Origin of the sequence: Streptomyces sp. NPDC088387, from assembly GCF_044753385.1 — a bacterium.
GTDB lineage: Bacteria > Actinomycetota > Actinomycetes > Streptomycetales > Streptomycetaceae > Streptomyces.
This window is the reverse complement of the sequence record NZ_JBIVNC010000003.1, coordinates 628,176-652,475: the sequence shown is the minus strand read 5'-3', so window position 1 is coordinate 652,475 and position 24,300 is coordinate 628,176. Positions and strand designations below refer to the sequence as shown.

Annotated in this window: 15 protein-coding genes and 1 tRNA gene; 4 read left to right on the top strand and 12 right to left on the bottom strand. The window is 71.4% G+C overall.

The window, feature by feature from the left end; all coding sequences use genetic code 11:
* Positions 1 to 164 precede the first annotated feature (164 nt).
* On the top strand, positions 165 to 1,100 hold the full coding sequence (locus ACIQAC_RS11095) for a LysR family transcriptional regulator (protein ID WP_402189113.1): 936 nt from the start codon (positions 165 to 167) through the stop codon (positions 1,098 to 1,100).
* A gap of 59 nt (positions 1,101 to 1,159) precedes the next feature.
* Here the strand turns inward: ACIQAC_RS11095 and ACIQAC_RS11090 are convergent, their stop codons facing one another.
* On the bottom strand, positions 1,160 to 2,383 hold the full coding sequence (locus tag ACIQAC_RS11090) for a styrene monooxygenase/indole monooxygenase family protein (RefSeq protein ID WP_402189112.1): 1,224 nt from the start codon (positions 2,381 to 2,383) through the stop codon (positions 1,160 to 1,162).
* Between the two features lie 513 nt (positions 2,384 to 2,896).
* On the opposite strand from ACIQAC_RS11090, the gene ACIQAC_RS11085 reads away from it, so the two are divergent.
* Complete coding sequence (locus ACIQAC_RS11085; RefSeq protein ID WP_402189111.1) at positions 2,897 to 3,514, top strand: RNA polymerase sigma factor; 618 nt, start codon at positions 2,897 to 2,899, stop codon at positions 3,512 to 3,514.
* Entirely contained in the window at positions 3,507 to 4,472 is a 966-nt protein-coding gene (locus ACIQAC_RS11080) for a CU044_5270 family protein (protein ID WP_402189110.1), read from the top strand. Before ACIQAC_RS11085 ends, ACIQAC_RS11080 begins: the two co-directional genes overlap by 8 nt.
* 72 nt (positions 4,473 to 4,544) lie before the next feature.
* Here the strand turns inward: ACIQAC_RS11080 and ACIQAC_RS11075 are convergent, their stop codons facing one another.
* Positions 4,545 to 5,138, bottom strand: a complete 594-nt coding sequence (locus tag ACIQAC_RS11075; RefSeq protein ID WP_402189108.1) for a TetR/AcrR family transcriptional regulator — start codon at positions 5,136 to 5,138, stop codon at positions 4,545 to 4,547.
* Positions 5,139 to 5,331: 193 nt separating this feature from the next.
* Here ACIQAC_RS11075 and ACIQAC_RS11070 point away from each other — a divergent pair, with 193 nt between their 5' ends.
* Positions 5,332 to 7,263 carry a protein kinase gene (locus ACIQAC_RS11070; RefSeq protein ID WP_402189106.1) on the top strand — a complete coding sequence of 644 codons (1,932 nt, stop codon included), beginning with the start codon at positions 5,332 to 5,334 and terminating at the stop codon, positions 7,261 to 7,263.
* A gap of 108 nt (positions 7,264 to 7,371) precedes the next feature.
* Here ACIQAC_RS11070 and ACIQAC_RS11065 read toward each other — a convergent pair.
* The 10 genes from ACIQAC_RS11065 to ACIQAC_RS11020 form a co-directional block, all read right to left on the bottom strand.
* Positions 7,372 to 7,445, bottom strand: a tRNA-Thr gene (locus ACIQAC_RS11065).
* 117 nt (positions 7,446 to 7,562) lie between these two features.
* Entirely contained in the window at positions 7,563 to 9,140 is a 1,578-nt protein-coding gene (locus ACIQAC_RS11060; protein ID WP_402189104.1) for an alpha/beta hydrolase, read from the bottom strand.
* A 195-nt stretch (positions 9,141 to 9,335) separates the two neighbouring features.
* Positions 9,336 to 10,541, bottom strand: a complete 1,206-nt coding sequence (locus ACIQAC_RS11055; protein ID WP_402189102.1) for a DNA polymerase III subunit delta' — start codon at positions 10,539 to 10,541, stop codon at positions 9,336 to 9,338.
* A gap of 194 nt (positions 10,542 to 10,735) precedes the next feature.
* Positions 10,736 to 14,254 carry a dTMP kinase gene (gene tmk / locus ACIQAC_RS11050; RefSeq protein ID WP_402189100.1) on the bottom strand — a complete coding sequence of 1,173 codons (3,519 nt, stop codon included), beginning with the start codon at positions 14,252 to 14,254 and terminating at the stop codon, positions 10,736 to 10,738.
* Between the two features lie 192 nt (positions 14,255 to 14,446).
* Entirely contained in the window at positions 14,447 to 17,275 is a 2,829-nt protein-coding gene (gene topA, locus ACIQAC_RS11045) for a type I DNA topoisomerase (RefSeq protein WP_402189098.1), read from the bottom strand.
* Positions 17,276 to 17,791: 516 nt separating this feature from the next.
* Positions 17,792 to 17,989: a hypothetical protein gene (locus tag ACIQAC_RS11040; RefSeq protein WP_402189096.1), complete on the bottom strand. Its 198-nt coding sequence runs from the start codon at positions 17,987 to 17,989 to the stop codon at positions 17,792 to 17,794.
* A gap of 490 nt (positions 17,990 to 18,479) precedes the next feature.
* Positions 18,480 to 20,009 (bottom strand): methyltransferase, encoded by a 1,530-nt coding sequence (locus ACIQAC_RS11035; protein WP_402189094.1) that lies wholly within the window; start codon positions 20,007 to 20,009, stop codon positions 18,480 to 18,482.
* Positions 20,010 to 20,120: 111 nt separating this feature from the next.
* A complete protein-coding gene (locus tag ACIQAC_RS11030; protein WP_402189093.1) occupies positions 20,121 to 20,714 on the bottom strand; it encodes a small secreted protein in 594 nt (197 codons plus the stop codon).
* Positions 20,715 to 20,924: 210 nt separating this feature from the next.
* Positions 20,925 to 23,339, bottom strand: a complete 2,415-nt coding sequence (locus ACIQAC_RS11025; protein ID WP_402189091.1) for a sodium-translocating pyrophosphatase — start codon at positions 23,337 to 23,339, stop codon at positions 20,925 to 20,927.
* A gap of 480 nt (positions 23,340 to 23,819) precedes the next feature.
* On the bottom strand, positions 23,820 to 24,257 hold the full coding sequence (locus ACIQAC_RS11020) for an ATP-binding protein (protein WP_402189089.1): 438 nt from the start codon (positions 24,255 to 24,257) through the stop codon (positions 23,820 to 23,822).
* Positions 24,258 to 24,300 lie beyond the last annotated feature (43 nt).

The window sequence follows — 24,300 nt, the reverse complement described above, 5'->3', positions numbered from 1 at the left end:
ACAGGTGACGGGGTGGACGGAGGGGACTCACGGCCCGAGTCCGACGGAGTCGGCCGACGGGCACGAACAGGAACGTTGGGTGATGCCATGCCCACGAAAGTAGGGAGAAGGGCACCCATCGCGCCACGCAACTTAGGCAATAGTCAATTGCGTACGATGCAAATATGCCCACGCGCTCCGACGGCTCGAACCACCGGGATAGCACTCGTCGCTCCGACCACCTGGACCTGAATCTGCTGCGTGTGTTCGACGCACTGCTCCAGGAGGGGAGCGTCACGGACGCGGCCGAGCGGCTGCATCTGTCCATCCCGGCGACGAGCAGGGCGCTGGGCCGGCTGCGGCGGGCGATGGGCGACCCGATCCTCGTACGAGCCGGTCGCGGAATGGCCCCCACGCCGTTCGCGCTGCGGACCGCTCCGCGGATCCGTTCGCTGCTCGACGAGGCGGCGGCGCTGATCAGCGCGGATCGCGAGATCGCGATCGGTGAGCTGAAGCGCACGTTCACGATCCGTATCAACGACGGCATCGCGGCGACTCTGGTGACGGCGGTGGTCGAGGCGACGGCGGCGGTCGCGCCGGGCGTGGCGCTGCGCTTCGTCGAACAGGGCAGCGAGAGCGTCGAGGCCCTGCGGGACGGCTCGGTCGATCTGGACATCGGCGCGCGGGACATGGCGGCGTCCGACATCCACACGACGATCCTCTACCACGAACGCCTGGTGGGTATCGTCCGCGCGGACCACCCGCTGGGCCGCCGCCCGACGCTGGCCCAACTGTGCCGCCATCCCCACGTCTCGGCGTCCCGCCGGGGCCGGATGCGCGGCCCGCTCGACGACGTGCTCGACGCGGCGGGCCTGCAACGCCATGTCGCCGCCGTGGTCCCCACGTTCGCGGTGGCCACGCTCCTCGTCACGTCGAGCCAGTACATCGGCCTGGTCCCCCAACGCCTGGCCGAACAGCACAGCGCGTCCCTCGGAATCCGCTGGTTCCCCATCCCCGCCGACCTCCCCAAGGTCGATGTACGCCTCCAATGGCACACCCGACTGGAAGCGGACCCGGCGCAGCGGTGGCTGAGGGAGACGATTCGGGGGGCGATGGGGTGAGGGCGGGGGAGAACGCCGGGTCACCCGGCGTTCGGCCGTCCGCCGAGGGCGTTCGGTGGTCAGGCGGACGTCGTGACCGTATCCAGCCAGGAGCGGGTGGCCTCCGGGGACTTGATGGTGTCCCACATCGCGGCCGGGTGGTTGAAGTTGGGGATGAAGGCGTGGGCGACGCGGGGGTCGGCGGTGGCGGCGGCGAGCAGGCCGTTGAGGTGCTCGGGGGGCGGTCCGAGGTGCATGTTGGACCAGGCGACGACCGGTTCCGCGAGCCGCCACAGCCGCTCGGCCACCTGTTCGGCGAAGCCCGCGTCGAACGGTCCGCCGGCCACGATGAGTTCGGCCATCTCGAAGGCGCAGGCCGAGCCGAGGTTCGCGCCCTGCCCGGTCAGCGGGTCGTTGAGCACCCAGGCATCCCCCAGGGCCAGCGCCACCCGGCCGGAGGGCAGCGTGGTCCAGCCCTGACGGACCGTCGGGGTGATACCGCCCTGGATCACGTCACCGGGGCGGCGGATCGCGAACTCGCCGTCCGTGATCCGCTCCCGCAGCTCGGGCGCGTGGACCGTGAGCAGCCCCAGCAGGGTCTTCTCGAAGCCCGCCGGGTCCGCCATGTGGTCGTAGGAGGCCAGTTGTTCGAACGGGCTGCCGGGCAGGGCCTCCACGACCATGCCGTGCACGGGCCCGTCGGAGGTGACGAGCCGGGTGGAGAAGACCTCCCCCACCTCGGTGACCTGGAAGTGGACGAAGCTCGGGTCGACGGACGCTATGCCGTGGAACAGGCCTGCGGTGAGCGCTCGTTGGGGCACGGTGTACGGCGAGCGGTCCGGGTCGCGGGGGAACAGTCCCGTGGTCGCGGCACGGCCGCTCGCCGCCACCACCAGGTCGTGGTCGCGGGAGACCCGGTCGATCTCCGCCACCTCCGGACGCAGCACCTCGACGCGGCCGCCCCGCTCCAGGTAGTCGGCGGTGAGGCGGGGCAGGTAGATGCGCAGGTCGACACCGCTCGCGGGCTCGTCGAAATCACCGTAGAAGCCGACGCCCGAACCGGCGGGGCCCACGAAGTTCACGCCGCGGACCTGGTTGTCCGGTCCGTCCCAGTGGGCGACGCCCAGCTCGCGCTCCCGCTGCCGCGTGCGTCCGAACCACACCGGAAGACTCAGCGGACGGCCCGCGGCGACCTCCTCGGCGCTGCGCTCCGCGTACACCGTTGTGGTCAGTCCGGCCTGCTGCAACCGCAGAGCGAGATGCAGACCCGAGATGCCTGCTCCGACGATGGCGATGTCCGGCATGGGGCTCCTTCGTGATCGGGTGGGCGGGCGAGGGGCCCGGCAGGCGGCAAGTCGGGCAGACAGGGCAGGCGCGGGCAGTTCGGGAGTACGGCCCGCCGGGCATCGCCCAACAAGCCTCTGACCCGGACAAGTTGGACGTCCCCCACGTCGAAAGTATGCCCCTCACCACTGACAACGCGCCGCGCCGAGCCCCTCGGAAGGCCCCACACCGGCGAGTGAACGGCTCGAATCGATTGGTGGGTGGCGTGGTCTCAGCGGTATGTGTGGTGAACGAGAGCCCCGTCCAAGTCGGTTGAACCGCACAGACACCACGGCCATGCCCGTCGAACCGCACAGACACCACGGCCATGCCCATCGAGCCGCACCGGCACCACGGCCAAGTCCGTTGAACCGCACAGGCACCACGGCCGTCATGAGCTGCTCCGGCCCCGAGGGAACTCGCCCGGCGCGAACGGCGAAGGAGAGATGTAAGCCCAAACCTTCGAAGCGTTCCCCAGGACGAGAGGAGCCCCGATGACCGTCGAGCCAGGCGTCCGCACCGGAGCGGAGAGAGATGCCTCGGTCATTGCACGGTCCCGGGACGAGCCCGAGGTGTTCGCCGTGCTGTTCGACCGGCACGCGGACGCGGTACACCGTTATCTGGCCCGCAGGCTCGGCGGCGAGTCCGCCGACGACCTCGTGGCCGAGACCTTCACCACCGCTTTCCAGCAGCGGCACCGGTACGACCCCGCGCGGGCCACGGGTGGCGACGCCCGGCCCTGGTTGTTCGGCATAGCGACCAACCTGGTCGGCCGGCACCGACGGGCCGAGGCCCGCCGGTTCAAGGCCATGGCCCGGGTACCGGCTCCCGCCGACCACGAGGAGCCGCTGGCCGACCGGGCCACGGCCCGCGTGGGGGCACGGGCCGTACGCCACGAACTGGCGGCGGCGCTGGCCGCACTGCCCGCGCGCCACCGGGACGTGCTGTTGCTGGTGGCATGGGGAGGTCTCGGTTACGAGGAGGTGGCCCAGGCCCTCGGTGTCCCGATCGGTACGGTCAGATCACGGCTGCACCGGGCTCGCAGCAAGCTGCGCGAAGCGTTGGGCGGATCCGATCCGACAACACTGCGAGAGGCACCCGGCCATGAATGACGAACTGGAACTCCTGCGGGAGTGGGAAGCGGACGCGGCCCCGCTCACCGAGACGGCGCGGGCACAGGCCCGCCACCGGCTCCTCAACACGATGGCGCGCACGAACCAGCACCCCGCCGCCCCCTCACCGAGCCGCCGCCACGCACTGCGTATGGCGACGGCCGCGGCGGTCGCCGTGGCCGTCACCGGTACCGCGGTACTGATCACCGCGGACGACGACGGTCGCACCGGCAGGACGGAGGCGAACGCGCCCCGGATGAGCAACGTCGCCGCCGCGACGGTGCTGAACGGGGCGGCGGCGTGGGAGAGCCGGCACGAGAAGCCGGTGGTGCCGCGCGACGACCAGTTCATCTACTCGAAGCGCGTCACCACGGTGACGGACCGAGAGACCGGCAAGGTCACGACCTATGTGGACGAGAGCTGGAACTCGGTGGACGGCTCCCAGCGGTCCATCGGCTCGGAGCTCGACACCGAGGTCTGGCAGGAGAACGCGGGGAAGAGCCAGCGTGTGTGGCCACCTCAGAAGTGGAGCGAGCTGAAAAGGCTGCCCACCGACCCGGAGAAACTCATCTCGGCCATAGTCGACGCGGGCCAGTCACCCCACAAGCCGATCGACGACTACACCGCGGAGACGTGGGACAACACCTACGTCATGCTCAGCCTCCTCCTGCAACGGCCCCTGCTGCCCGAAGGACTGCGTCCCGCCGCGTACGAGGCGCTGGCCATGGTCCCGGGGGTCAAGGCCACCCCGGGCATGAAGGACTCCGCCGGCCGCGCCGGGGTGGGCATCTCCCTCCCCACACGGAAGTGGCACAAGGACAGGTACTTCATCTTCGACGCGAAGTCCTACGAGTTCCTGGGTTTCCGGAACGAGCGGACCAGCGGGAAGACGACGTACATCCAGCTGTCACACGTGGCGGACTGGGCCATCGTCGACCGCGCGAGGCAGCGCCCTTAGCCATCCCGCGAAGCGTCGGCGACATCCCCCGAAGCCTCGACGACAGACCCCTGAGCTGTGCTTCTGCGCGGTTCAGGGGCTGAGGGACCGGATGATCCGCTCCGGCAGGACGCGTACGGCCTCGTCCAGTTCGACGTCGTCGATGCCGGACAGCCAGCGGCGTGCGGTGGCCACGACGGGCCCCATGGCCAGTGCTTCGACGAGGGGCACGGGCAGTGGTGCCAGTTCGCCCGAGTCGATGTGCTGCTGCACCCAGGCGGCCAGCGGCGACAGCCTGGCCTCCTGAGCATCGCGAAGCTGTTTGGCCTGTGCCATTCCGAGCCGGTCGGCGTAGGAGGAGTGCAGCAGCCGCGCGGCGTCCGGGTGCTCCTGGATGAACGCCAGATAGGTCCGTACGAGAGCACGAATGCCGTTCGCGGCCGTACGGGAGGACCCCACGGTCCTCGCCAGCTCGTCCAGGAGCCGCCCGAGCCAGCGCTGGAGGAGGACGTCCATGAGGCCGTCGACGCTGCCGAAGTGGTGGTACAGGCTTCCCAGGCTGACGCCGCTGGCCCGGGTGAGGGCGCTGACGGTCACCCCCTGCTCGCCGGACTCGGCGTACACCTGGAGTGCGGCGTCCAGCAGGCGGTCGGCGGTCTCCTCGCCACGTTGTTGCTTGGGGCTCATGGTGACCACCAGGGTAGAGGCAGAGGGAACTATAATGATTTTCTAGAAAGATCTTCCAATCGCGTGGGCTGATGGTCCACACTGAACCCGTAACCGGACCGGCGTCCGCATGTGGACGGGCCGGACAGGCAGGACGGGAGAGCGCACGGACCGGCATGGGCCCGGCCGCGCCGGGCCCGAAACCGGGGAGATCGTGGACGGGGCAGACGGGTTCGACCTCTCGGGCAGTGGCGCGGAGCCGCTGCGCGCGCAGGATCCACGGCGGATCGGATCGATCCCGCTGGTGGGCCGCCTGGGAGTGGGCGGCATGGGGCGGGTCTACCTCGGAATCGCCGACGGGCGGTTTGCCGCCGTGAAGCAGATGCTGGCGTCCGTCGTCGCCGAGGACCAGGGCTTCGTACGCCGCTTCGGCCAGGAGATGGACAACCTCGCGCGCCTGACCCCCCGGGCCACCGCACCCCTGCTCGCGAGCGACCGCACCGCCGAACCACCGTGGTTCGCCACCGGGTACGTCCCCGGAGTCACCCTGTCCGAGGCGGTCGAGCGCGACGGGGGCGGACTGGACGGCGCCGCCCTGTGGCGGCTGCTGCGGGAGACCGCGATGTGCCTGGACGCCGTGCACACGCTGGACATGGTGCACCGCGACCTCAAACCGTCGAACGTGATGCTGACGCTCGACGGCGTCACGCTCATCGACTTCGGGATCGCCCGCGCCGCCGAACAGAGCAGGCTGACCCGGACGGGACTCGTCGTCGGCACCCCCGCCTACATGTCGCCCGAGCAGGCGACCGGCGGCAGCCGCCTGACCGGCGCGTCCGACGTGTTCGCCCTGGGTCTGCTGGTCGCGTACGCGGCGAGTGGCCGCTGGCCGTTCGGAGACGGTGCCGAGGGCAGCCCGCTCTACCGCATCGTCCACGACGAGCCGGACCTGGCACCGGTCCGGGAGCGCGACGCCCGGCTCGCCGACATCGTCGCGGGCTGCCTGGACAAGGACCCGGAGGGCCGCCCCACCGCGGCGGAACTGGTCGCGGCCACCGGAGAACACGGCCCGTCGGTGCCCCTCGCATGGCCACAGCCGGTCACGGACGTACTGGTCGAACGGGCATCGTTCGCGGCAAGGGTGCCGAAGACCCCCGAGCCCCACCCGCCGGCGGCACCGACGCCTTCAGCGAGGCCCCCGATCGCCTCACCCCCACCCGCGGCCCCGCCCATGGGCGGCGACGAACCCGCAGCACGCCCGGGTTCCGGTTCCTCCCGCCCGCCGGGACGGGAACGGCGCCGCACCCGGATCGCGCTGGTCGCCGTCCCCATCGTCCTGATCGCGGGCGGAACGACGCTGGCCACCCGCCTCCTCCCGTACGACGCCGGCCAGGACCGGGCCGACGGCGCACCGCCCGCCACCTCATCCGCGGCTCCGGCCGGCCCCGCCCACTCACCGGCCCCGGCCGCGTCCAAGTCGGCCCGGGAGAACCCCAGATCCCCGGACGGCAAGGACAGGGGAACGACCCCTCCGAGCGGCGGCACGGCCAACGCCGGTGTGGCCGGCGGCGGTTCGGAGTCGGGCACACAGGTCACATCCGGCGGCAGCGGCGGCTCCGGCACAGCCGACGGCAGCGCATCGGGCTCCGACTCGTCCGCTTCCGGCGGCTCGGGCGCGTCCGGATCGGCCGGTTCGAACAGTTCAGGCGGCTCGGGCGGCTCAGGCGGTTCGGGCGAATCATCCGGTTCGGGCTTACCGGGCGGAGACCCGCCTCCGCAGCCCTCCTCCGGCACGTTCCGCTTGAAGAACGCCGACAACGGCAACTGCCTGATCCCGGTGTACGGATCAGCGGACGACGGCAGCTGCGCGGAAACGAGCGCGTCCTGGAAGACCGTGAGCGCGGAGAACAACGGCTTCACGGTCGTCAACAAGGAGTCCGGCCGATGCCTGGTGGCCAACATGCTGGGCCAGGCGGTCTTCGTCGGCGACTGCACCCAGGGCACCGCCCGCCTCTGGCGCTGGGGCTCGGGCGGCACGTTGACGAGCGTCGCCAACGGCGGCTGCCTCGACCTGGCCCATGGCGGCGGCGTTTCGGCCAACCGGTGCACGCCGGGACAGGCGTCCCAGAACTGGCGGCGGACGTAGAACCCGGCGGCGAGCAAGCCGAGGACCGTCGAGTTCCGCCCCCGCCACACCCTCCAAAAAAGCAAAAGCCCCAGGTCACGGCGAGTGAGAATCCTGGGGCTTCCACAGAGCCGCCTTCGGGATTCGAACCCGAGACCTACGCATTACGAGTGCGTTGCTCTGGCCATCTGAGCTAAGGCGGCGCGCTGTCCACACCATGGTGCGATCAGCAACGCCGGTAAGTCTACACAGTTTCGAGGTGTGCTCCGAACCAGCCCCGGGCGTGCAGGGCCCGGGGCCGACGGGGCTGTCGCCGACTGCTATGAGCAGCGCTTTTTGTCCGTGGGCGGGGTGCCGCGGAGCAGGTAGGCGTCGATCGTACGGTCGATGCAGGCGCTGCCACGACCGTACGCCGTGTGGCCGTCGCCGTCGTACGTCAGCAGGCGGGCGGACGAGAGCTGGCCGGACAGGGACTGGGCCCAGCGGTACGGGGTCGCCGGGTCACGGGTGGTGCCGACGACCACGATCGGCGCCGCGCCGTCGGCCTCGATGCGGTGGGGCTCGCCGGTCGCCGCGACCGGCCAGTACGCGCAGTTCAGGGCGGACCACGCGAAGCCCTCGCCGAAGACCGGGGACGCCTTCTCGAAGGCCGGGAGCGCTTCGCTCACCTGCTCCGGGGTGTCGAACGCCGCCGGGAGGTCCAGACAGTTCACGGCCGTGTTGGCGAACATCAGGTTCGTGTAGCGGCCGTCCGCCTCACGCTCGTAGTAGCTGTCGGACAGGACCAGCAGCCCGGCCCCGTCGTTCTCCCGCATCGCCGACGTGAGGGATTCGCGCAGCTGCGGCCACGCGCTCTCGTCGTACATGGCCGCGATCACGCCCGTCGTCGCCAGCGACTCGGTCAGACGCCGGCCGTCCGCGTCGCCGGCCGGGACGGGCCGGGCGTCGAGCCTGGCGAAGAAACCCTTGAGGTTACGGCCCACCTGCTCGGGCTTGGTGCCCTTGCCGCCGAGCGAGCAGTCCGACTGCCGGACGCAGTCCTTCGCGAACGCCCGGAACGCCGTCTCGAACCCCGCCGTCTGGTCCAGGTTCAGCCGCCGCGCGGGCAGCGACGGGTCCATCGCGCCGTCCAGCACCAGCCGGCCCGACCGCTCCGGGAACAGCCCGGCGTACGTCGCCCCGAGGAACGTCCCGTACGACGCCCCCACGTAGTTCAGCTTCTTGTCGCCCAGCACCGCCCTCAGGATGTCCATGTCCCGCGCCGCCTCGACCGTCGAGACATGCCGCAGCAGCCTCGGCGACTGGGCACCGCAGCCCTCCGCGTACTTCTTGTACGACGCGACCAGCGCGTCCCTCTCCTTCTTGTCGTCCGGCGTCACGTCCGTCTGCGTGTAGCGGTCCATCTCCCGTCCGCTCAGACACTCGACGGGCTCACTGCGGGCCACTCCGCGCGGGTCGACCGCGACCATGTCGTAGCGGGCCCGGATCTCCGCCGGGTAGCCGACACCGGCGTACGACTGGAGGTAGTCCACCGCCGAGCCGCCCGGCCCGCCCGGGTTCACCAGCAGCGAGCCCAGCTTCGCGCCCGGTCCCGTCGCCTTCTTGCGGGCGACGGCGAGGCGGACCTCGCTCCCGTCGGGGGCCGCGTAGTCCAGCGGTGCGCGCAGCGTGGCGCACTGGAAACCGGGGACACCGCAGGAACGCCACGACAGCTTCTGCCCGTAGTACGGCGCCAGGGCCTTGGGCGTGGCCTGCGGCAACGCGGCCAGCGCCGCGTCCGCCGCCGACGAGGACGAACCCGTCGCACTCCCCGAGGAACACGCCGAGACGAGCAGCGCGAGGGAGGCGAGGAGGGTGGCGGCAGTTCGGGAACCGCGGTGAGAGCGCCTTGTGTGCATCCTGCGAGCGTAACTCTGCGCGATCGCTTGGATGCTCTGCGCGCACGGTACCGCCACGGATGAGGTACGTCGTCAACGCCGGAAGCCAGAGGGAGGGGGCGACTGCCCAGGTGGAGACCGGCGGCCCGTCTCCTCCTCGGCCCGATGCAAGCCCGGGGTCAGCCCGCCCGAGGTCAGGCCGGTATCAGCCCGGCGTCAGCCCGCTCTCAGCGCCATCGTCATCGCCTCCACCGCGAGCAAGGGCGCCACATTGCGGTCGAGCGCGTCGCGGCAGGCACCGATCGCCTCGATCCGGCGCAGCGTGGCCTCGGGTGTGCCGGCCCGGACTAGGCGCTCCAGCGTGTCCTCCGCGTCCGCGTTGGCGATGGCCACGCGCGAGCCCAGCTGGAGGGCGAGCACGTCCCGGTAGAGGCTGGTCAGATCCGTCAACGCGACATCCAGGCTGTCCCGCTGGGTCCGGGTCCTGCGCCGCTTCTGCCGGTCCTCCAACTCCTTGACCACACCCGCCGTACCGCGCGGCATCCGTCCGCCCTCGGACGCGCCCAGCGCCGCCTTCAGCTCGTCGGTCTCCTTGCCGTCCGTCTCCTCCGCGAGCTGCTTGGCGTCCTCGCTCGCCGCGTCGACCAGCTCCTGCGCGGCCTTGAGGCAGCCGCCGATGTCCTCGACCCGCAGGGGCAGCTTGAGAACGGTGGCGCGGCGCTCGCGCGCGGCCGGGTCCGTGGCGAGGCGACGGGCCCGGTCGACGTGCCCCTGCGTCGCACGTGCCGCCGCGGCGGCGACCGCCGGCTCGATACCCTCGCGCCGGACCAGCATGTCGGCGACGGCGTCCACCGACGGCGTACTCAGGTTCAGGTGGCGGCAGCGGGAGCGGATCGTGGGCAGCACGTCCTCCAGCGATGCCGCGCACAGCAGCCAGACCGTACGCGGGGCCGGTTCCTCCACCGCCTTGAGGACCGCGTTGGCCGACTTCTCGTTCAGCCGCTCGGCGTCCGCGACGAGGATGACCTGCCAACGGCCGGTCGCCGGTGACGTGAACGACTTCCGGACCGTGTCACGCATGTCGTCGGCCAGGATCTGCGCACCCACGGCGGCGACCGTCGTGACATCGGCGTGCGTCCCGACCAGCGCCGTGTGACAGCCGTCGCAGAAACCGCAGCCGGGCGAACCGCCCAGCGCCCGGTCCGGGCTCACACACTGCAAGGCCGCGGCGAAGGCCCTCGCCGTCTGCACCCGCCCCGCGCCCGGGGGGCCCGTGAACAACCACGCGTGCGTCATCTTCGACGCCTCCGGCAGCGGTGTGCCCGCGGTCACCGCGGTGACCAGGGCGTCGGCGTCCCGCGCGGCCGCGTCGAGCTGCGCGCTCACCCGCTCCTGCCCCACCAGGTCGTCCCACACGGTCATGGGTCACACCCCCGCCATCTCGTCCCACCGGCCACGTCGGCCAGGTCTCGCCGTCCGGTTCTCCCCGTCCGGTTCTCGCCGTCCGGGTTCCATTGTGCGGGTGGGCACTGACAACGACCGCCACGACCGGCTCCGCCGAGCCGAGTCAGACATGCGGGGGGGCACAAACCGGCCCAGCCCCACCATCCGCCGTGTCAGCCCCGACGACCCCGCCCGGACCCCGACCCGGGCCCATGCCCACGGCCCCGGTCGTCACCGAACTCGTCGTCGTCATCCCGCGGACCGAGCAACTCGTCCGCCAGCGTCGGCAGATCGTCCAGCGGAGTCTCCTCGGCCCAGTCGGAACGCGGCCTGCGTCGCCGCGGCTCCTCCGCCCCGACCTGCGGCATCTCCCGCGTACGGTCCATACCGTCCTCCGGCCGCGACTCCTCCCGGAAGAACCCCGGCGGCACCCGATCCGCCGGGTCACCCTGATCCGCGGACCCGGCAGGGGTCTCCCCGCCCGCGCGGTTGTCCTCCCGCACCGGCGGGAGTACGGCGGTCTCGTCCGCCGCCCCCGGCACGACCGGCGGCAACACAGCCGTCTCATCGGCCGCACCCGGCACCACAGCAGGCAGCACAGCCGTCTCGTCCGCCGCCCCCGGCACCACGGGACGCAACACCGTCGTCTCGTCCCCGGCCCCGGCCGGCGCAGGCGGCTGCGGCAGCTCCGCGGTCACGTCATTGTCCGCACCCCGCCCAGGCACCCTGGGCCCATCAGTCGCCCCGGACCCGTCAGCCGCCCCGGACACCCCGGACACCCCGGGCTTCCCGGCCGCACCCTCAGCCGTACCCGAGGCCTCCGCCCCCCCGGCCCCACCGGACGAGCCCGAAGCACGGGAACCACCGGAAGTACTGGAAGCGGTGGAAGCGGTGGAAGCACCCGAGGAACCCGAACCCCCCGAGGAATCCGCGCCCCTCCGCGAGTCCGACGCACCCGAAGATTCCGAACCCCCCGACGACCCCGGCGCCCCCGACCCCCCAGGCGAAACCACCGGCGTAGCCACAGTCGCCGCCTCCGCCCCCGAAACCGGCGGTGTCGCCGGCCGGCGTGGGCCCGCCGCCGCTGCCGCCGCGGCCTCTTCCGCCGCGCGGCGGGCCTGCTCGGCGCGGAGCAGCGCCTCCTCGGCCTTCTGCTGCTTCTCCAGGCGCCGGGCCTCGGCCTCCGCGCGGAGCCGGGCCTCTTCCTCGGCCTGCTTGCGGCGCCGGTCCTCCTCCGCCTTGCGGCGGGCCTCCTCCTCGGCGCGGGCGCGCTCCTCGGCGAGCAGCCGGACGCGCTCCTCCTCGGCACGGCGGGCGGCCTCCTCGGCACGCTGGCGGGCCTCCTCCGCCTGCCGTTCGGCCTCGCGCCGCTGCGCCTCCTCCAGCTCGCGCCGCTTGCGCTCCTCCTCTTCGAGACGCAGCCGCTCCAGCTGTGCCTGGCGCTCGCGCTCCAGGCGTTCCTCCTCGGCCTTGCGGGCGGCCTCTTCCTCGGCCTTGCGGCGGGCCTCTTCCTCCGCCTTCCTGCGCGCTTCCTCCTGGGCCCGGATCTCGGCCTCGGAGAGCGGCAGCAGCTGGTCGAGCCGGGCCCGGATCACCGTGGTGACCGACTCGGCCTCCTGTCCGGCGTCCACGACCAGGTAACGGCCGGGATCGGCGGCGGCCAGCGTCAGGAAACCCGACCGCACGCGCGTGTGGAACTCGGCCGGCTCCGACTCCAGCCGGTCCGGCGCCTCCGTGAACCGCTCCCGCGCGGCCTCCGGCGACACGTCGAGCAGCACCGTCAGATGCGGTACGAGCCCGGCGGTCGCCCAGCGCGAGATCCGCGCGACCTCGGTCGGCGACAGGTCGCGCCCGGCGCCCTGGTAGGCGACCGAGGAGTCGATGTACCGGTCCGAGATGACCACGGCGCCCCGCTCCAGCGCGGGCCGGACGACCGTGTCGACGTGCTCCGCGCGGTCGGCGGCGTACAGCAGTGCCTCCGCGCGGTGCGACAGACCGGCGCTCGACACGTCCAGCAGGATCGAGCGCAGCCGCTTGCCGACCGGGGTGGCCCCGGGCTCGCGGGTGAGCACGACCTCGTGGCCCTTGGCCCGGATCCACTCGGCGAGCGCGTCGGCCTGGGTCGACTTCCCGGCGCCGTCGCCACCCTCCAGCGCGATGAAGAACCCGGCGGTCGCCGGCACCTCGACGGGGTCGTCTCCGCCGAGCACCGCGTCCCGCAGGTCGTTGCGCAGCGGCACGCCCGAGCGGTCGTCGAGCTTGGCCAGCACCAGTGCCGCCACCGGCAGCAGCAGCGCGCCGACGAGCATCAGCGTGAAGGCCGCGCCGCCGTGCGCGAACACGAACTTGCCGTTCTCCAGCCGGTGCGGGCCGATCAGCGCGGCCACGACCGGCCCGATCACCGCGCCGAGCGCCACGAACACCCGGACCACCGCGTGCAGATGCTCGGTGGTACGGGCCCGGCGGAACTCCTCGGTCTCCTGGTCAAGGAGCGCGTGCCCGGTGTTGGCGGCCACACCCGCGCCCGCGCCCGCGAGGGCGACGATCAGCAGCACGGTGGTGACGTCCGGGACCAGTCCGGCGGCCAGCAGCGCGATGCCGGTGAAGGCGGTCGCGAGCGCCAGCATCCGCCGGCGCGACAGGGACACCAGCAGCTTGGGCGCCGTACGGACACCGATCACGACGCCGCCGGTGAGGGCGAGCACCAGGAGGCCGTAGGTCACCGGGCCGCCGCCCAGGTCCTTGGCGTGCAGCACGGCCACGGCGACCGACGCGGCGATCGCGCCCGCGACGGCGGCGCACGCGACCACGAGCAGCGCGATCGCGCCCGTACGGCCCTTGTCGGCGCTGGTGCCGGTCCTCGGGCGGCGCAGTCCTTCGAGCGGCGACCGCGCGCGCGGGGTGCGCGTGCCCGGCACCTCCAGGAACGTCAGCACGGACAGCGAGGCGGCGAAGAGTCCGGCCGCGACATACGAGGCGAGCGCGCCCTGGTGCTGGTCGAACCAGTCGATGCCCGCGCCCAGCAGGTTGTTCACCAGTCCGGCGACGACGAGCGCGGCGCCGGCCAGCGGGATCGCCGCGAAGCTGGTCCGCAGGAACAGGCGGCGCAGCGCGTCCACGTGGTCCGGCAGCGGCCGTACCGTAGCCCCCTCCAGGGGCGGGGCCGGCAGAAGTGCGGGCGCGGCGCTCTCGCGGCTGACCGTCCAGAACCGCTCGGCGACACCGGTGACGAAGGCGGTGACCAGGAGGACGGCCAGGGCGTCGTCCGGCGTCCAGTCGATCCACAGCGGCGCGATGATCAGCAGCGCGGCCCGCACACCGTCCGCGCCGACCATCGTCCAGCGCCGGTCCAGCGGACCGTCCTGCGAGGTGAGCGAGGAGAGCGGGCCGAGGAGCACGGCACCGAAGAGCAGCACGGCGAGGATCCGTGTCGCGAACACGGTCGCCACTGCGAAGGCCACACCGCGATATCCGCCGCCGAACGCGCCCTCGGCGATGGCCGCCTGGAAGGCGAGGACGACCAGCACCAGCAGTGCGAGCGTGTCGGCGACACCGCCGACGAGCTGCGCGCTCCACAACCGCTTCAGCTGCGGTTGGCGCAGCAGCGCGCGCACGGCGCGCTCGCGGGAGTCCGCGACGAGGGCGTCGTCGGGAGCTGGTTGGTGGGCCGTTGGCTGCTCGGCTCGCGTCATGCGTTCAGCCTATCGGCACGCACCGACACTCCGAGTCGCCCACCCGAACGCACGCGCGCCCCGACACCGAAGCGATATCGGGGCGTTCGGTTCGCGAACGTCGTGTGAGGCCCGGTCACGGCTCCCGTGCATCACGGACACGGACCTCACACAGCGGCGACGGACCTCAGCGGCTGCCCTCGGTGGCTGCCCTCAGTCCTCCGCAGCAGCCTTCGACGCCGTGGACGCCGTCGTCTTCTTCGCGGTGCTCGTCTTCTTGGCGGCGGTCTTCTTCGCGGCCGTCGTCTTCTTGGCCGTGGTGGTCTTCTTGGCCGCCGTCTTCTTCGCGGGAGCCTTCTTGGCGGGGGCCTTCTTCGCCGTCTTCTTGGCGGGCGACTTCGCCCGCTTCTCGGCGAGCAGCTCGAAGCCGCGCTCCGGCGTGATCTCCTCGACACTGTCGCCGGAGCGCAGTGTCGCGTTGGTCTCGCCGTCGGTGACGTACGGCCCGAAGCGGCCGTCCTTGACGACGACCGGCTTCGCGCTGACCGGGTCCTCGCCGAGCTCCTTCAGCGGCGGCTTGGCGGCCGCGCGGCCACGCTGCTTGGGCTGGGCGTAGATCGCCTGCGCCTCTTCCAGCGTGATCGTGAAGAGCTGCTCCTCGGCCGTCAGCGACCGCGAGTCGGTGCCCTTCTTCAGATACGGCCCGTAGCGGCCGTTCTGCGCGGTGATCTCCACACCGTCCGCGTCGGTGCCGACGACACGCGGCAGCGACATCAGCTTGAGCGCGTCCTCCAGCGTCACCGTGTCCAGCGACATCGACTTGAACAGCGACGCCGTACGCGGCTTGACCGCGTTCTTGCCGGTCTTCGGCGTGCCCTCGGGCAGCACCTCGGTGACGTAGGGGCCGTAGCGGCCGTCCTTGGCGATGATCTGGTGCCCGGACTCCGGGTCGGCGCCCAGTTCGAAGTCGCCGCTCGGCTTGGCGAGCAGCTCCTCGGCGAACTCGACCGACAGCTCGTCCGGGGCGAGGTCCTCGGGCACGTCCGCCCGCTGGTGGATCTCGCTGTCCTTCTCACCGCGCTCGACGTAGGGGCCGTAGCGCCCGACGCGGAGCACGATGTCGTTGCCCACGGGGAACGACGACACCTCGCGCGCGTCGATCGCGCCCAGGTCGGTCACCAGCTCCTTGAGGCCACCGAGGTGGTCCCCGTCGCCGTTGCCGGCTTCGGCCGCGCCGCCGGCGGTGCCCTCACCGAAGTAGAACCGCTTCAGCCACGGCACGGCCTGGGCCTCACCGCGCGCGATGCGGTCGAGGTCGTCCTCCATCCGCGCGGTGAAGTCGTAGTCGACGAGCCTGCCGAAGTGCTTCTCCAGGAGGTTGACCACGGCGAAGGACAGGAAGGACGGGACGAGTGCCGTGCCCTTCTTGAAGACATATCCGCGGTCGAGGATCGTGCCGATGATCGACGCGTACGTCGACGGGCGGCCGATCTCGCGCTCTTCCAGCTCCTTGACCAGCGAGGCCTCGGTGTAGCGGGCCGGCGGCTTGGTGGCGTGGCCGTCGACCGTGAGCTCCTCGGCGGAGAGCGCGTCGCCCTCCCCGACCTGCGGCAGCCGGCGCTCGCGGTCGTCGAGCTCGGCGTTGGGGTCGTCGGCGCCCTCGACGTAGGCCTTGAGGAAGCCGTGGAAGGTGATCGTCTTGCCGGAGGCGTTGAACTCGACGTCCCGGCCGTCGGCCGCGGTGCCGGCGATCTTCACGGTGACGCTGTTGCCGACCGCGTCCTTCATCTGGGAGGCGACGGTCCGCTTCCAGATCAGCTCGTAGAGCCTGAACTGGTCGCCGGTCAGCCCGGTCTCGGCGGGAGTGCGGAAACGATCACCCGAGGGGCGGATCGCCTCGTGCGCCTCCTGCGCGTTCTTGACCTTCCCGGCGTACGTCCGCGGCTGGGCCGGCAGGTAGTCGGCGCCGTACAACTGCGTGACCTGGGCGCGGGCGGCGGCCACGGCGGTGTCGCTCAGCGTCGTGGAGTCCGTACGCATGTAGGTGATGTAGCCGTTCTCGTACAGCTTCTGGGCAACCTGCATGGTCGCCTTCGCGCCGAAGCCGAGCTTGCGGCTGGCCTCCTGCTGGAGGGTCGTCGTACGGAACGGGGCGTACGGCGAGCGGCGGTACGGCTTCGACTCAACCGAGCGGACGGCGAACCGGGTGTTCTCCAGGGCGGCGGCGAGGGCGCGGGCGTTGGCCTCGTCGAGGTGGAGGGTGTTCGCGCTCTTGAGTTGTCCCAGGGAGTCGAAGTCGCGGCCCTGCGCGACCCGCCTGCCGTCGACGGTCTGGAGGCGGGCGACCAGCGACGACGGGTCCGACGGATCTCCCGCGCGGCCGGTCGAGAAGGTGCCCGTCAGGTCCCAGTACTCGGCAGAACGAAACGCGATGCGCTCGCGTTCCCGCTCCACGACGAGCCGGGTGGCGACCGACTGGACACGGCCGGCCGAAAGCCGGGGCATGACCTTCTTCCACAGGACCGGCGAGACCTCGTAGCCGTAGAGACGGTCGAGGATGCGGCGGGTCTCCTGGGCGTCGACCATGCGCTGGTTGAGGTCGCGCGGGTTGGCGACGGCCGCGCGGATGGCGTCCTTGGTGATCTCGTGGAACACCATGCGCTTGACCGGGACCTTGGGCTTCAGCACTTCGAGGAGGTGCCACGCGATGGCCTCGCCCTCGCGGTCCTCATCGGTGGCGAGGAAGAGCTCGTCGGAGTCCTTCAGCAGGTCCTTGAGCTTTTTGACCTGGGCCCGCTTGTCGGCGTTGACCACATAGATCGGCTCGAAGTCATGGTCGACGTCCACACCGAGGCGGCGGACCTCACCGGTGTACTTCTCCGGCACCTCCGCGGCGCCGTTGGGGAGGTCGCGGATGTGCCCGACGCTCGCTTCGACGACGTATCCGGGGCCGAGGTAGCCCTTGATCGTCTTCGCCTTGGCAGGCGACTCGACGATGACGAGTCGGCGGCCGCCGTGTGCGGTCTCGCTGGTCGGGGACAACTTCGCTCTTCTCTCCGGTCGACGCTGGGCCTCCCCAGGCCTTCGAGCCGGGGTCGGGTCATGGTGACGCTGCGGAGTGTGACGGTACATCCCGCCCCCGTGTCAAACGGGAAAAGCCCGCAACGGCCACTCGAACGGTAACCCGACTACCGCCTTTCCTGCCGCCCGGAGTGCCCACCAGCCTGTTCGGCTCTATCCGGAGCGTCGCCTCTCAGTTACTGGCAATCACGGCGGAGGCGATGCGTTCGCGGTCCCGGCGGCGGGGACGGGCGCCGGCCCGGGCCGCGGATCGGGCGGCCGCCGCCCCGGCTCCGGACAGCGCGCCGGGCGCGGTGCACTTCGGCTTCCGGGCACGGATCGGGCACAGTTCGCCCTCGCCCCGGGTCTCGACCCCGCGCAGGTCCGGGCGGCTTTCGGGCGTCGGCCGCCGCGCTCCCCGCGGGCGTCGGCCGTGATCTCCGGCTCAGGAGCCCCGCGTCCCGCCGTCCTCGCCCCGGTTCCACCGCGCGGCGCGGGTCACAGGCGGGTGAAGCACCACACGCCGAGAACCAGGGCGATCACGGAGGCGATGGTGGCGACGGTCGCGGAAGCGACGGGGCTCACACCGAGGGCGACCGGTTCACGGCGGCGGACCCGGACCGCGGTCCACGTCAGCAGCCCGCAGCCGAAGAGTGCGAAGACCACTCCCGCGAAGATCGCCGGTCCGCTCTCCATGTTCCCTCGCGCCCTCTTCCGTGCCGTTCGCGCATGCCGCTGCCAGGGAGACTGCCACGCCCGCCCTGCGTCCGGGAGAACCCCGGGTGAACGTCGTGGCGAGGCACCTGTGCGTTGCGCGGTGCCGCGCGGTGGGCGGTCATGCGCGATGCGGCCCCGCGCGGTGGGCGGGTGTGCGCGGTGCGGCTCCGGGGCGGGGCGGTTGTGCGCGGTGCGGCACCGCGTTGGGGGGGGCGGTTTCGCCCGGTGGACGGTTTCGCGCTGTGGACGGTTTCGCGCTGTGGACACTCCCGCGCGGTGGGCGGTTTCGGTACGGCGAAGGGGGCGCCCGGGGATGTTGGCCGGATCCGCACCCCCGTACGAGCCGTCACCCGCCTCGTGCACCATGGCTCACCCCGACGCACTACGGCTCACCCCGACGCACTACGGCTCACCCCGACGCACTACGGCGCCCCCCGGCGCACCACAGGCACGCAGCCAGCCCGGCGTCCTACCTGGCCCGCTCCAGGAACCCCTGCTCCACCAGCAGCCGGATCTGCGCGGGCGTACGGTCGCGCAGCAACACCGGGTCCTCGCCGACCAGTTGCGCGATCGCGTCGAGGATGCGGCCGGCGGTGAGCGTCCCGTCGCACACGCCCGCGAAGCCCGCGCCCACCGTGTCGACCCGGGTGGCCCGGCGCATACCGCGGTTCTGCCGCAGCACGAGGTGCTCCGGGTCCTCGGCGCCCGGCAGCCCGACCTGCTCCTGCACCACCTCGGCGGAGAGCAGGAAACGCTCCTCCAGGAGCGCGGCGTCGTCGAGCGCGCGCAGGTAGTCGAGGCGCTCGAAGTGCGCGCGCACGGTGTCCCCCAGCGGCTGCTCGACGGCGTGCGGCCACTCCTCGACCGTCACCGACGGCACCGCGGCGCCCGTCTTGCGCAGGGTGATCCAGCCGAAGCCCACCGAGCGCACCTTGCGCGCCTCGAACTCGTCCAGCCACGCGTCGTAGCGCGCCTGGTAGTCGGCCACGTCACCGCGGTGGTCGCCGGCGTCCCGCAGCCACAGCTCGGCGTACTGCGTGATGTCCTGCACCTCGCGCTGCACGATCCAGGCGTCGCACCCGCGCGGCACCCACGAGCGCAGCCGGTCCTGCCACTCCTCCCCCTCCACGTGCTGCCAGTTGGCGAGGAACTGCGCGAACCCGCCCTCGTTCAGCCGCTCCCCCGCTCCCTGAACGAGCGTGCGGCACAGATCGTCCCCGGCCATCCCGCCGTCGCGGTACGTGAGCCGCGCGCCGGGCGAGATCACGAACGGCGGGTTGGACACCACGAGGTCGTACGTCTCCCCCGCCTTGAGGGGCTCGAAGAGCGAGCCCTCGCGAAGGTCCGCGACCGGTGCGCCGGACAGCTCGAGGGTGAGGGCGGTGGTGTGCAACGCGCGCGGGTTGACGTCGGTCGCCGTCACACGCGTGGCGTGCTGCGCGGCGTGCAGCGCCTGGATGCCGGACCCGGTGCCCAGGTCGAGCGCGGAGGCGACGGGGGTGCGGACCGTGATGCCGGCCAGTGTCGTGGACGCGCCGCCCACGCCGAGCACCACACCTTCGTCCCGGCGCCCGATCCCGCCGGCGCCGCCGACCGCGCACCCGAGGTCGGACACGATGAACCAGTCCTCGCCGTGGGGCCCGCCGTAGGGCCGCACGTCCACGGTCGCGGCGACCTCGTCCACGCCGGCGCGCGTCAGCCAGCCGGTCTCCAGGCAGTCGGCCACGGGCAGGACGGCCGCCACGCGCGCGTGCGGCACGGGCTCCTGCAACAGGAAGAGCCTTACGAGCATCTCCAGCGGCGTGTCGCCGCGTGTCGCCCGGAGTGCGGGCACGGTCTCGCTGCGCGCGAGCGCCGCGTACGCGGGGGCGCCGAGCAGTTCGAGCAGTCCGTCGGCGGTGAAGGCGGCCCCCAGGAGGGCCTCCCGCAGCCGGGCGGCGACGTCGGGGTGGTCGGCGGAGGGCAGGGTCGGCAGGCTGGCATCACTCACGCCCCCCATTGTGTCCGTAGAACCCGCCATCACACCCGCCCGACCCCGGCATACCCGCCCGACCCCGCCACACCCGCCCGGCTCCGGCACCCCGCCCGGCCCCGGCCCGTGGGCCCCGGTTCAGCCCGCCGCCGCGGTCGCCCCGGTCGACGCGTTCTGGCAGCTCTCCTGCTTGGCCATCGCCTTGCCGACGTCGCCCTCTTCGAGGGTCTTGAGGGCGTCGTTGCCGCTCTGGCTCAGCTTGTCGAGCGCGGTGGCGATGTCCTTGAGACCGTCGGCGAACTTGGCCTGGTCCTTCGTGTCGAGCTCGTCGACCTGCTTCTTCAGCGACGCGTACTGCGTCGCGATGCCGTTGAGCTCCGTGACGGCGTCCTTCTGCTTCTTGTCGCCGTTCTCCACGTCCGGTGCCCCGGCGCTGCTGACGGCCGTACCGATTGCCTTGTAGGCGTCGGACATGTTCTGGAACGCCGCGGCGTCCGTCTTCTGGACGTCGGCCGGCGCGCTGTTGTCCGAGGTCTCCTTCTGGATGGCGGAGTTGGCGGCCTCGATCTTCTGCGCCTGCGGCTTGACCGCGTCGCAGACCTGCTTGGCCCAGGCGTCGAGCTTCTCGTTGCCGTCGTCGCCGCTGCTGCACCCCGACAGCGCAAGTACCAGTACCGCACCGCCGGACAGTGCGGCCCCGAGCTTCTTGTTCACCGGTTTGGTCCCTTCCATGGCTCTCGGCCCCGGAACATACACGGCGCGCGGGCGACGCATCTGTGGCGTAGGTCGGTTAAACGCACTTTTCCCACCGTTTGCACCAAGCGAGAGAAGGCTCACGGGAGGGGTGTGAACGGCACGGGGCGGGCGGATGACGCCGTATTGCGCGCCATCCGCCCGCCCCTGGGAACCGGCCCGTGAACAGGGCCCCGGGCCGAGCCCGTGCTAGCCGCCCGACGACACCACCGCGGGATCGGCCGGTTTCGCGGTGTCCTCCGCGTTGTCTTCGTCACCCACGGCGATCCCGCGCCGCTTGGAGACGTAGACCGCGCCCGCGATCACCAGGAACGAGAGCACGGCGATCAGGATCCGTACCCCGAGGTTCTCGTCCTCGCCGTACGAGAACTTGATCACCGCGGGTGCGATCAGCAACGCCACCAGGTTCATCACCTTCAGCAGCGGGTTGATCGCGGGGCCCGCGGTGTCCTTGAACGGGTCGCCGACGGTGTCGCCGATCACCGTCGCGGCGTGGGCCTCGCTGCCCTTGCCGCCGTGGTGACCGTCCTCGACGAGTTTCTTGGCGTTGTCCCAGGCGCCGCCGGAGTTGGCGAGGAACACCGCCATCAGCGTGCCCGCGCCGATCGCGCCCGCGAGGAACGCGCCGAGCGGTCCGACGCCGAGCGTGAACCCGATGAAGATCGGCGCCATGACCGCGAGCAGACCCGGTGTGGTCAGCTCCCGCAGCGCGTCCCTCGTACAGATGTCGACGACTTTTCCGTACTCGGGCTTCTCGGTGTAGTCCATGATCCCGGGGTGCTCGCGGAACTGCCGCCGCACCTCGTAGACCACCGCGCCCGCCGACCGCGACACGGCGTTGATCGCCAGCCCCGAGAAGAGGAAGACGACCGCGGCACCCGCGATCAGCCCGACCAGGTTGTTGGGCTGCGAGATGTCCATCATGAGGGTCATCGGCGCGCCGTCGCCGGAGAGCGCCTCCCCGACGTCCCGTGCGCCGGTGGTGATCGCGTCGCGGTACGACCCGAAGAGCGCCGACGCCGCGAGGACCGCGGTGGCGATGGCGATCCCCTTGGTGATGGCCTTGGTGGTGTTGCCGACGGCGTCCAGGTTGGTGAGCACCTGGGCGCCGGCGCCCTGGACGTCGCCGGACATCTCCGCGATGCCCTGCGCGTTGTCGGAGACCGGTCCGAAGGTGTCCATCGCGACGATCACACCGACCGTGGTGAGCAGGCCGGTGCCGGCCAGCGCCACCGCGAACAGCGCCAGCATGATCGACGTACCGCCGAGCAGGAAGGCCCCGTAGACGCCGAGGCCGATCAGCAGCGCGGTGTAGACGGCCGACTCCAGGCCGATGGAGATGCCGGCGAGGACGACGGTCGCGGGACCGGTCAGCGAGGTCTTGCCGATGTCCCGGACGGGGCGCCGGTTGGTCTCGGTGAAGTAGCCGGTCAGCTGCTGGATGACGGCCGCGAGCAGGATGCCGATGCCCACCGCGATCAGCGCGAGGATGCGCGGGTCGCCGTCCTTGGAGGCGATCGCCGCGTCGGTGACGCCGTCGAGTTCGGCGTACGAAGACGGCAGGTAGACGAAGACCGCGACGGCCACCAGGACGAGCGAGATCACCGCGGAGATGAAGAAGCCCCGGTTGATCGCGGTCATCCCGCTGCGGTCGCTGCGGCGTGGTGCGACCGCGAAGATGCCGATCATGGCCGTGACCACACCGATCGCGGGCACGAGCAGCGGGAACGCGAGGCCCGCGTCGCCGAAGGCCACCATGCCGAGGATCAGCGCGGCCACCAGGGTCACGGCGTACGACTCGAAGAGGTCGGCCGCCATGCCCGCGCAGTCGCCGACGTTGTCGCCCACATTGTCCGCGATGGTCGCGGCATTGCGCGGATCGTCCTCCGGAATGCCCTTCTCGACCTTGCCGACCAGGTCGGCGCCGACGTCGGCGGCCTTGGTGAAGATGCCGCCGCCGACACGCATGAACATGGCGATCAGCGCGGCGCCGAGGCCGAAGCCCTCCAGCACCTTGGGTGCGTCGGCCGCGTACACCAGCACCACGAGGGAGGCTCCGAAGAGACCGAGCCCCACCGTGAACATGCCGACGACACCGCCGGTGCGAAAAGCGATCTTCATCGCCTTGTGCGAGACCTCGGTGAGATCCTTCTCGGCTTCGCCTTCTGCCGGAGTGGCTTCACGGGCCGCCGCGGCGACCCGCACATTGCTGCGTACGGCGAGCCACATGCCGATATAGCCGGTGGCCGCCGAGAACGCCGCGCCGATCAAGAAGAACGCCGATCGCCCGGCACGTTGATTCCAGTCGTCCGCGGGGAGCAGCATGAGCAGGAAGAAAACGATCACGGCGAATACGCCGAGTGTGCGCAGCTGCCGGGCCAGGTAGGCGTTGGCGCCTTCCTGCACGGCTGCCGCGATCTCCTTCATGCTGTCGGTGCCTTCGCCGGCGGCGAGCACCTGCCGCAGCAGCACACCGGCGACCACGAGCGCAGCCAGCGCCACGACCGCGATGACGATCACGATGACTCGGTTGTCGTCGGTCAGCACTGCGGCCGCGAGGGTTGAGGGATGGTCCAACTGATGAGGGGTAGAAAGCCCCGCCATTCGTCCTCCTTGACGCTTCTGCTGAGCTCAAGATGTGGACGGATTGTAGGGAGCTGATCCTGATCAAAACAGTGCACGGTAAGCGGAATTCGCCTTCACATGCTCTTCAGCAAATGATCGCGCCAAACTCACGGAACCCGAAAGAGGTAATGCCCTGAAGGCATTGACACTTGATCCAATTATCGGGTGAGTGATCGAAAAGACCGGGGTCGCTCGATCGTGAATTCATTCACGAATTCTGCCACAACGGCTCCACCAGGAAAAACCCCGTGGAAACCCGGCGAACCCGGCCGGACAAAAAAATCAAGGGCCCCGGCGTGCGGGACCCTCGGAGCGCCGCGACACTCGGTTCACTACGGCACCAAGCGCTTCACGGCAGGCACAACAACGGCCGGTTCACGACAGAGTCGACGTGGGCCGGTTCACGACAGCACGGACGTCTGCGGGCGGTTCACGACAGCACGGACGTCTGCGGGCGGTTCACGACAGCGTGGTCGCCGCGGGTGTCGTCGGCCAGGTCATCCGGATCAGGCCGCCGTGCTCGCCGGCGGTGACCTCTACGTCGTCGACGAGGCCGCTGATGACCGCGAGGCCCATCTCGTCCTCCTCGGTCTCGACGTCCGGTTCGGGGGCCGCGGCCCCCGACGCGCGCTCCCCGGGGTTCGAACGCGGCGCCTCGTCACCGACCTCGATGGAGAACTGCTTCTCCTCCTCGATCAGCGCCACCTTCACGGGCGCGGTGATGCCGGCACTCTGGTGGAGCCCCACCGCGCGGGTGCAGGCCTCACCCACGGCGAGGCGCACCTCGTCGAGTACGGCCTCGTCCACTCCGGCCCTGCGCGCCACCGCGGCCGCCACCAGCCGGGCGGTACGGACGTGCTCGGGAAGCGCGCTGAAGCGGAGTTCGACGGTGGCCATGCATCCCCCTCGGAGCTACGGGCGTGCTGTCGAGGGGCCGGAC

Bases quoted from the DNA above. Each gene is read 5' to 3' on its own strand.
- ACIQAC_RS11035 (WP_402189094.1), bottom strand. From the start codon at position 20,009: ATGGGGGGCGTGAGTGATGCCAGCCTGCCGACCCTGCCCTCCGCCGAC.
- ACIQAC_RS11025 (WP_402189091.1), bottom strand. From the start codon at position 23,339: ATGGCGGGGCTTTCTACCCCTCATCAGTTGGACCATCCCTCAACCCTC.
- ACIQAC_RS11085 (WP_402189111.1), top strand. From the start codon at position 2,897: ATGACCGTCGAGCCAGGCGTCCGCACCGGAGCGGAGAGAGATGCCTCG.
- ACIQAC_RS11030 (WP_402189093.1), bottom strand. From the start codon at position 20,714: ATGGAAGGGACCAAACCGGTGAACAAGAAGCTCGGGGCCGCACTGTCC.
- ACIQAC_RS11040 (WP_402189096.1), bottom strand. From the start codon at position 17,989: ATGGAGAGCGGACCGGCGATCTTCGCGGGAGTGGTCTTCGCACTCTTC.
- ACIQAC_RS11090 (WP_402189112.1), bottom strand. From the start codon at position 2,383: ATGCCGGACATCGCCATCGTCGGAGCAGGCATCTCGGGTCTGCATCTC.
- ACIQAC_RS11020 (WP_402189089.1), bottom strand. From the start codon at position 24,257: ATGGCCACCGTCGAACTCCGCTTCAGCGCGCTTCCCGAGCACGTCCGT.
- tmk (WP_402189100.1), bottom strand. From the start codon at position 14,254: ATGACGCGAGCCGAGCAGCCAACGGCCCACCAACCAGCTCCCGACGAC.
- ACIQAC_RS11095 (WP_402189113.1), top strand. From the start codon at position 165: ATGCCCACGCGCTCCGACGGCTCGAACCACCGGGATAGCACTCGTCGC.
- ACIQAC_RS11055 (WP_402189102.1), bottom strand. From the start codon at position 10,541: ATGACCGTGTGGGACGACCTGGTGGGGCAGGAGCGGGTGAGCGCGCAG.
- ACIQAC_RS11075 (WP_402189108.1), bottom strand. From the start codon at position 5,138: ATGAGCCCCAAGCAACAACGTGGCGAGGAGACCGCCGACCGCCTGCTG.
- ACIQAC_RS11080 (WP_402189110.1), top strand. From the start codon at position 3,507: ATGAATGACGAACTGGAACTCCTGCGGGAGTGGGAAGCGGACGCGGCC.
- ACIQAC_RS11060 (WP_402189104.1), bottom strand. From the start codon at position 9,140: ATGCACACAAGGCGCTCTCACCGCGGTTCCCGAACTGCCGCCACCCTC.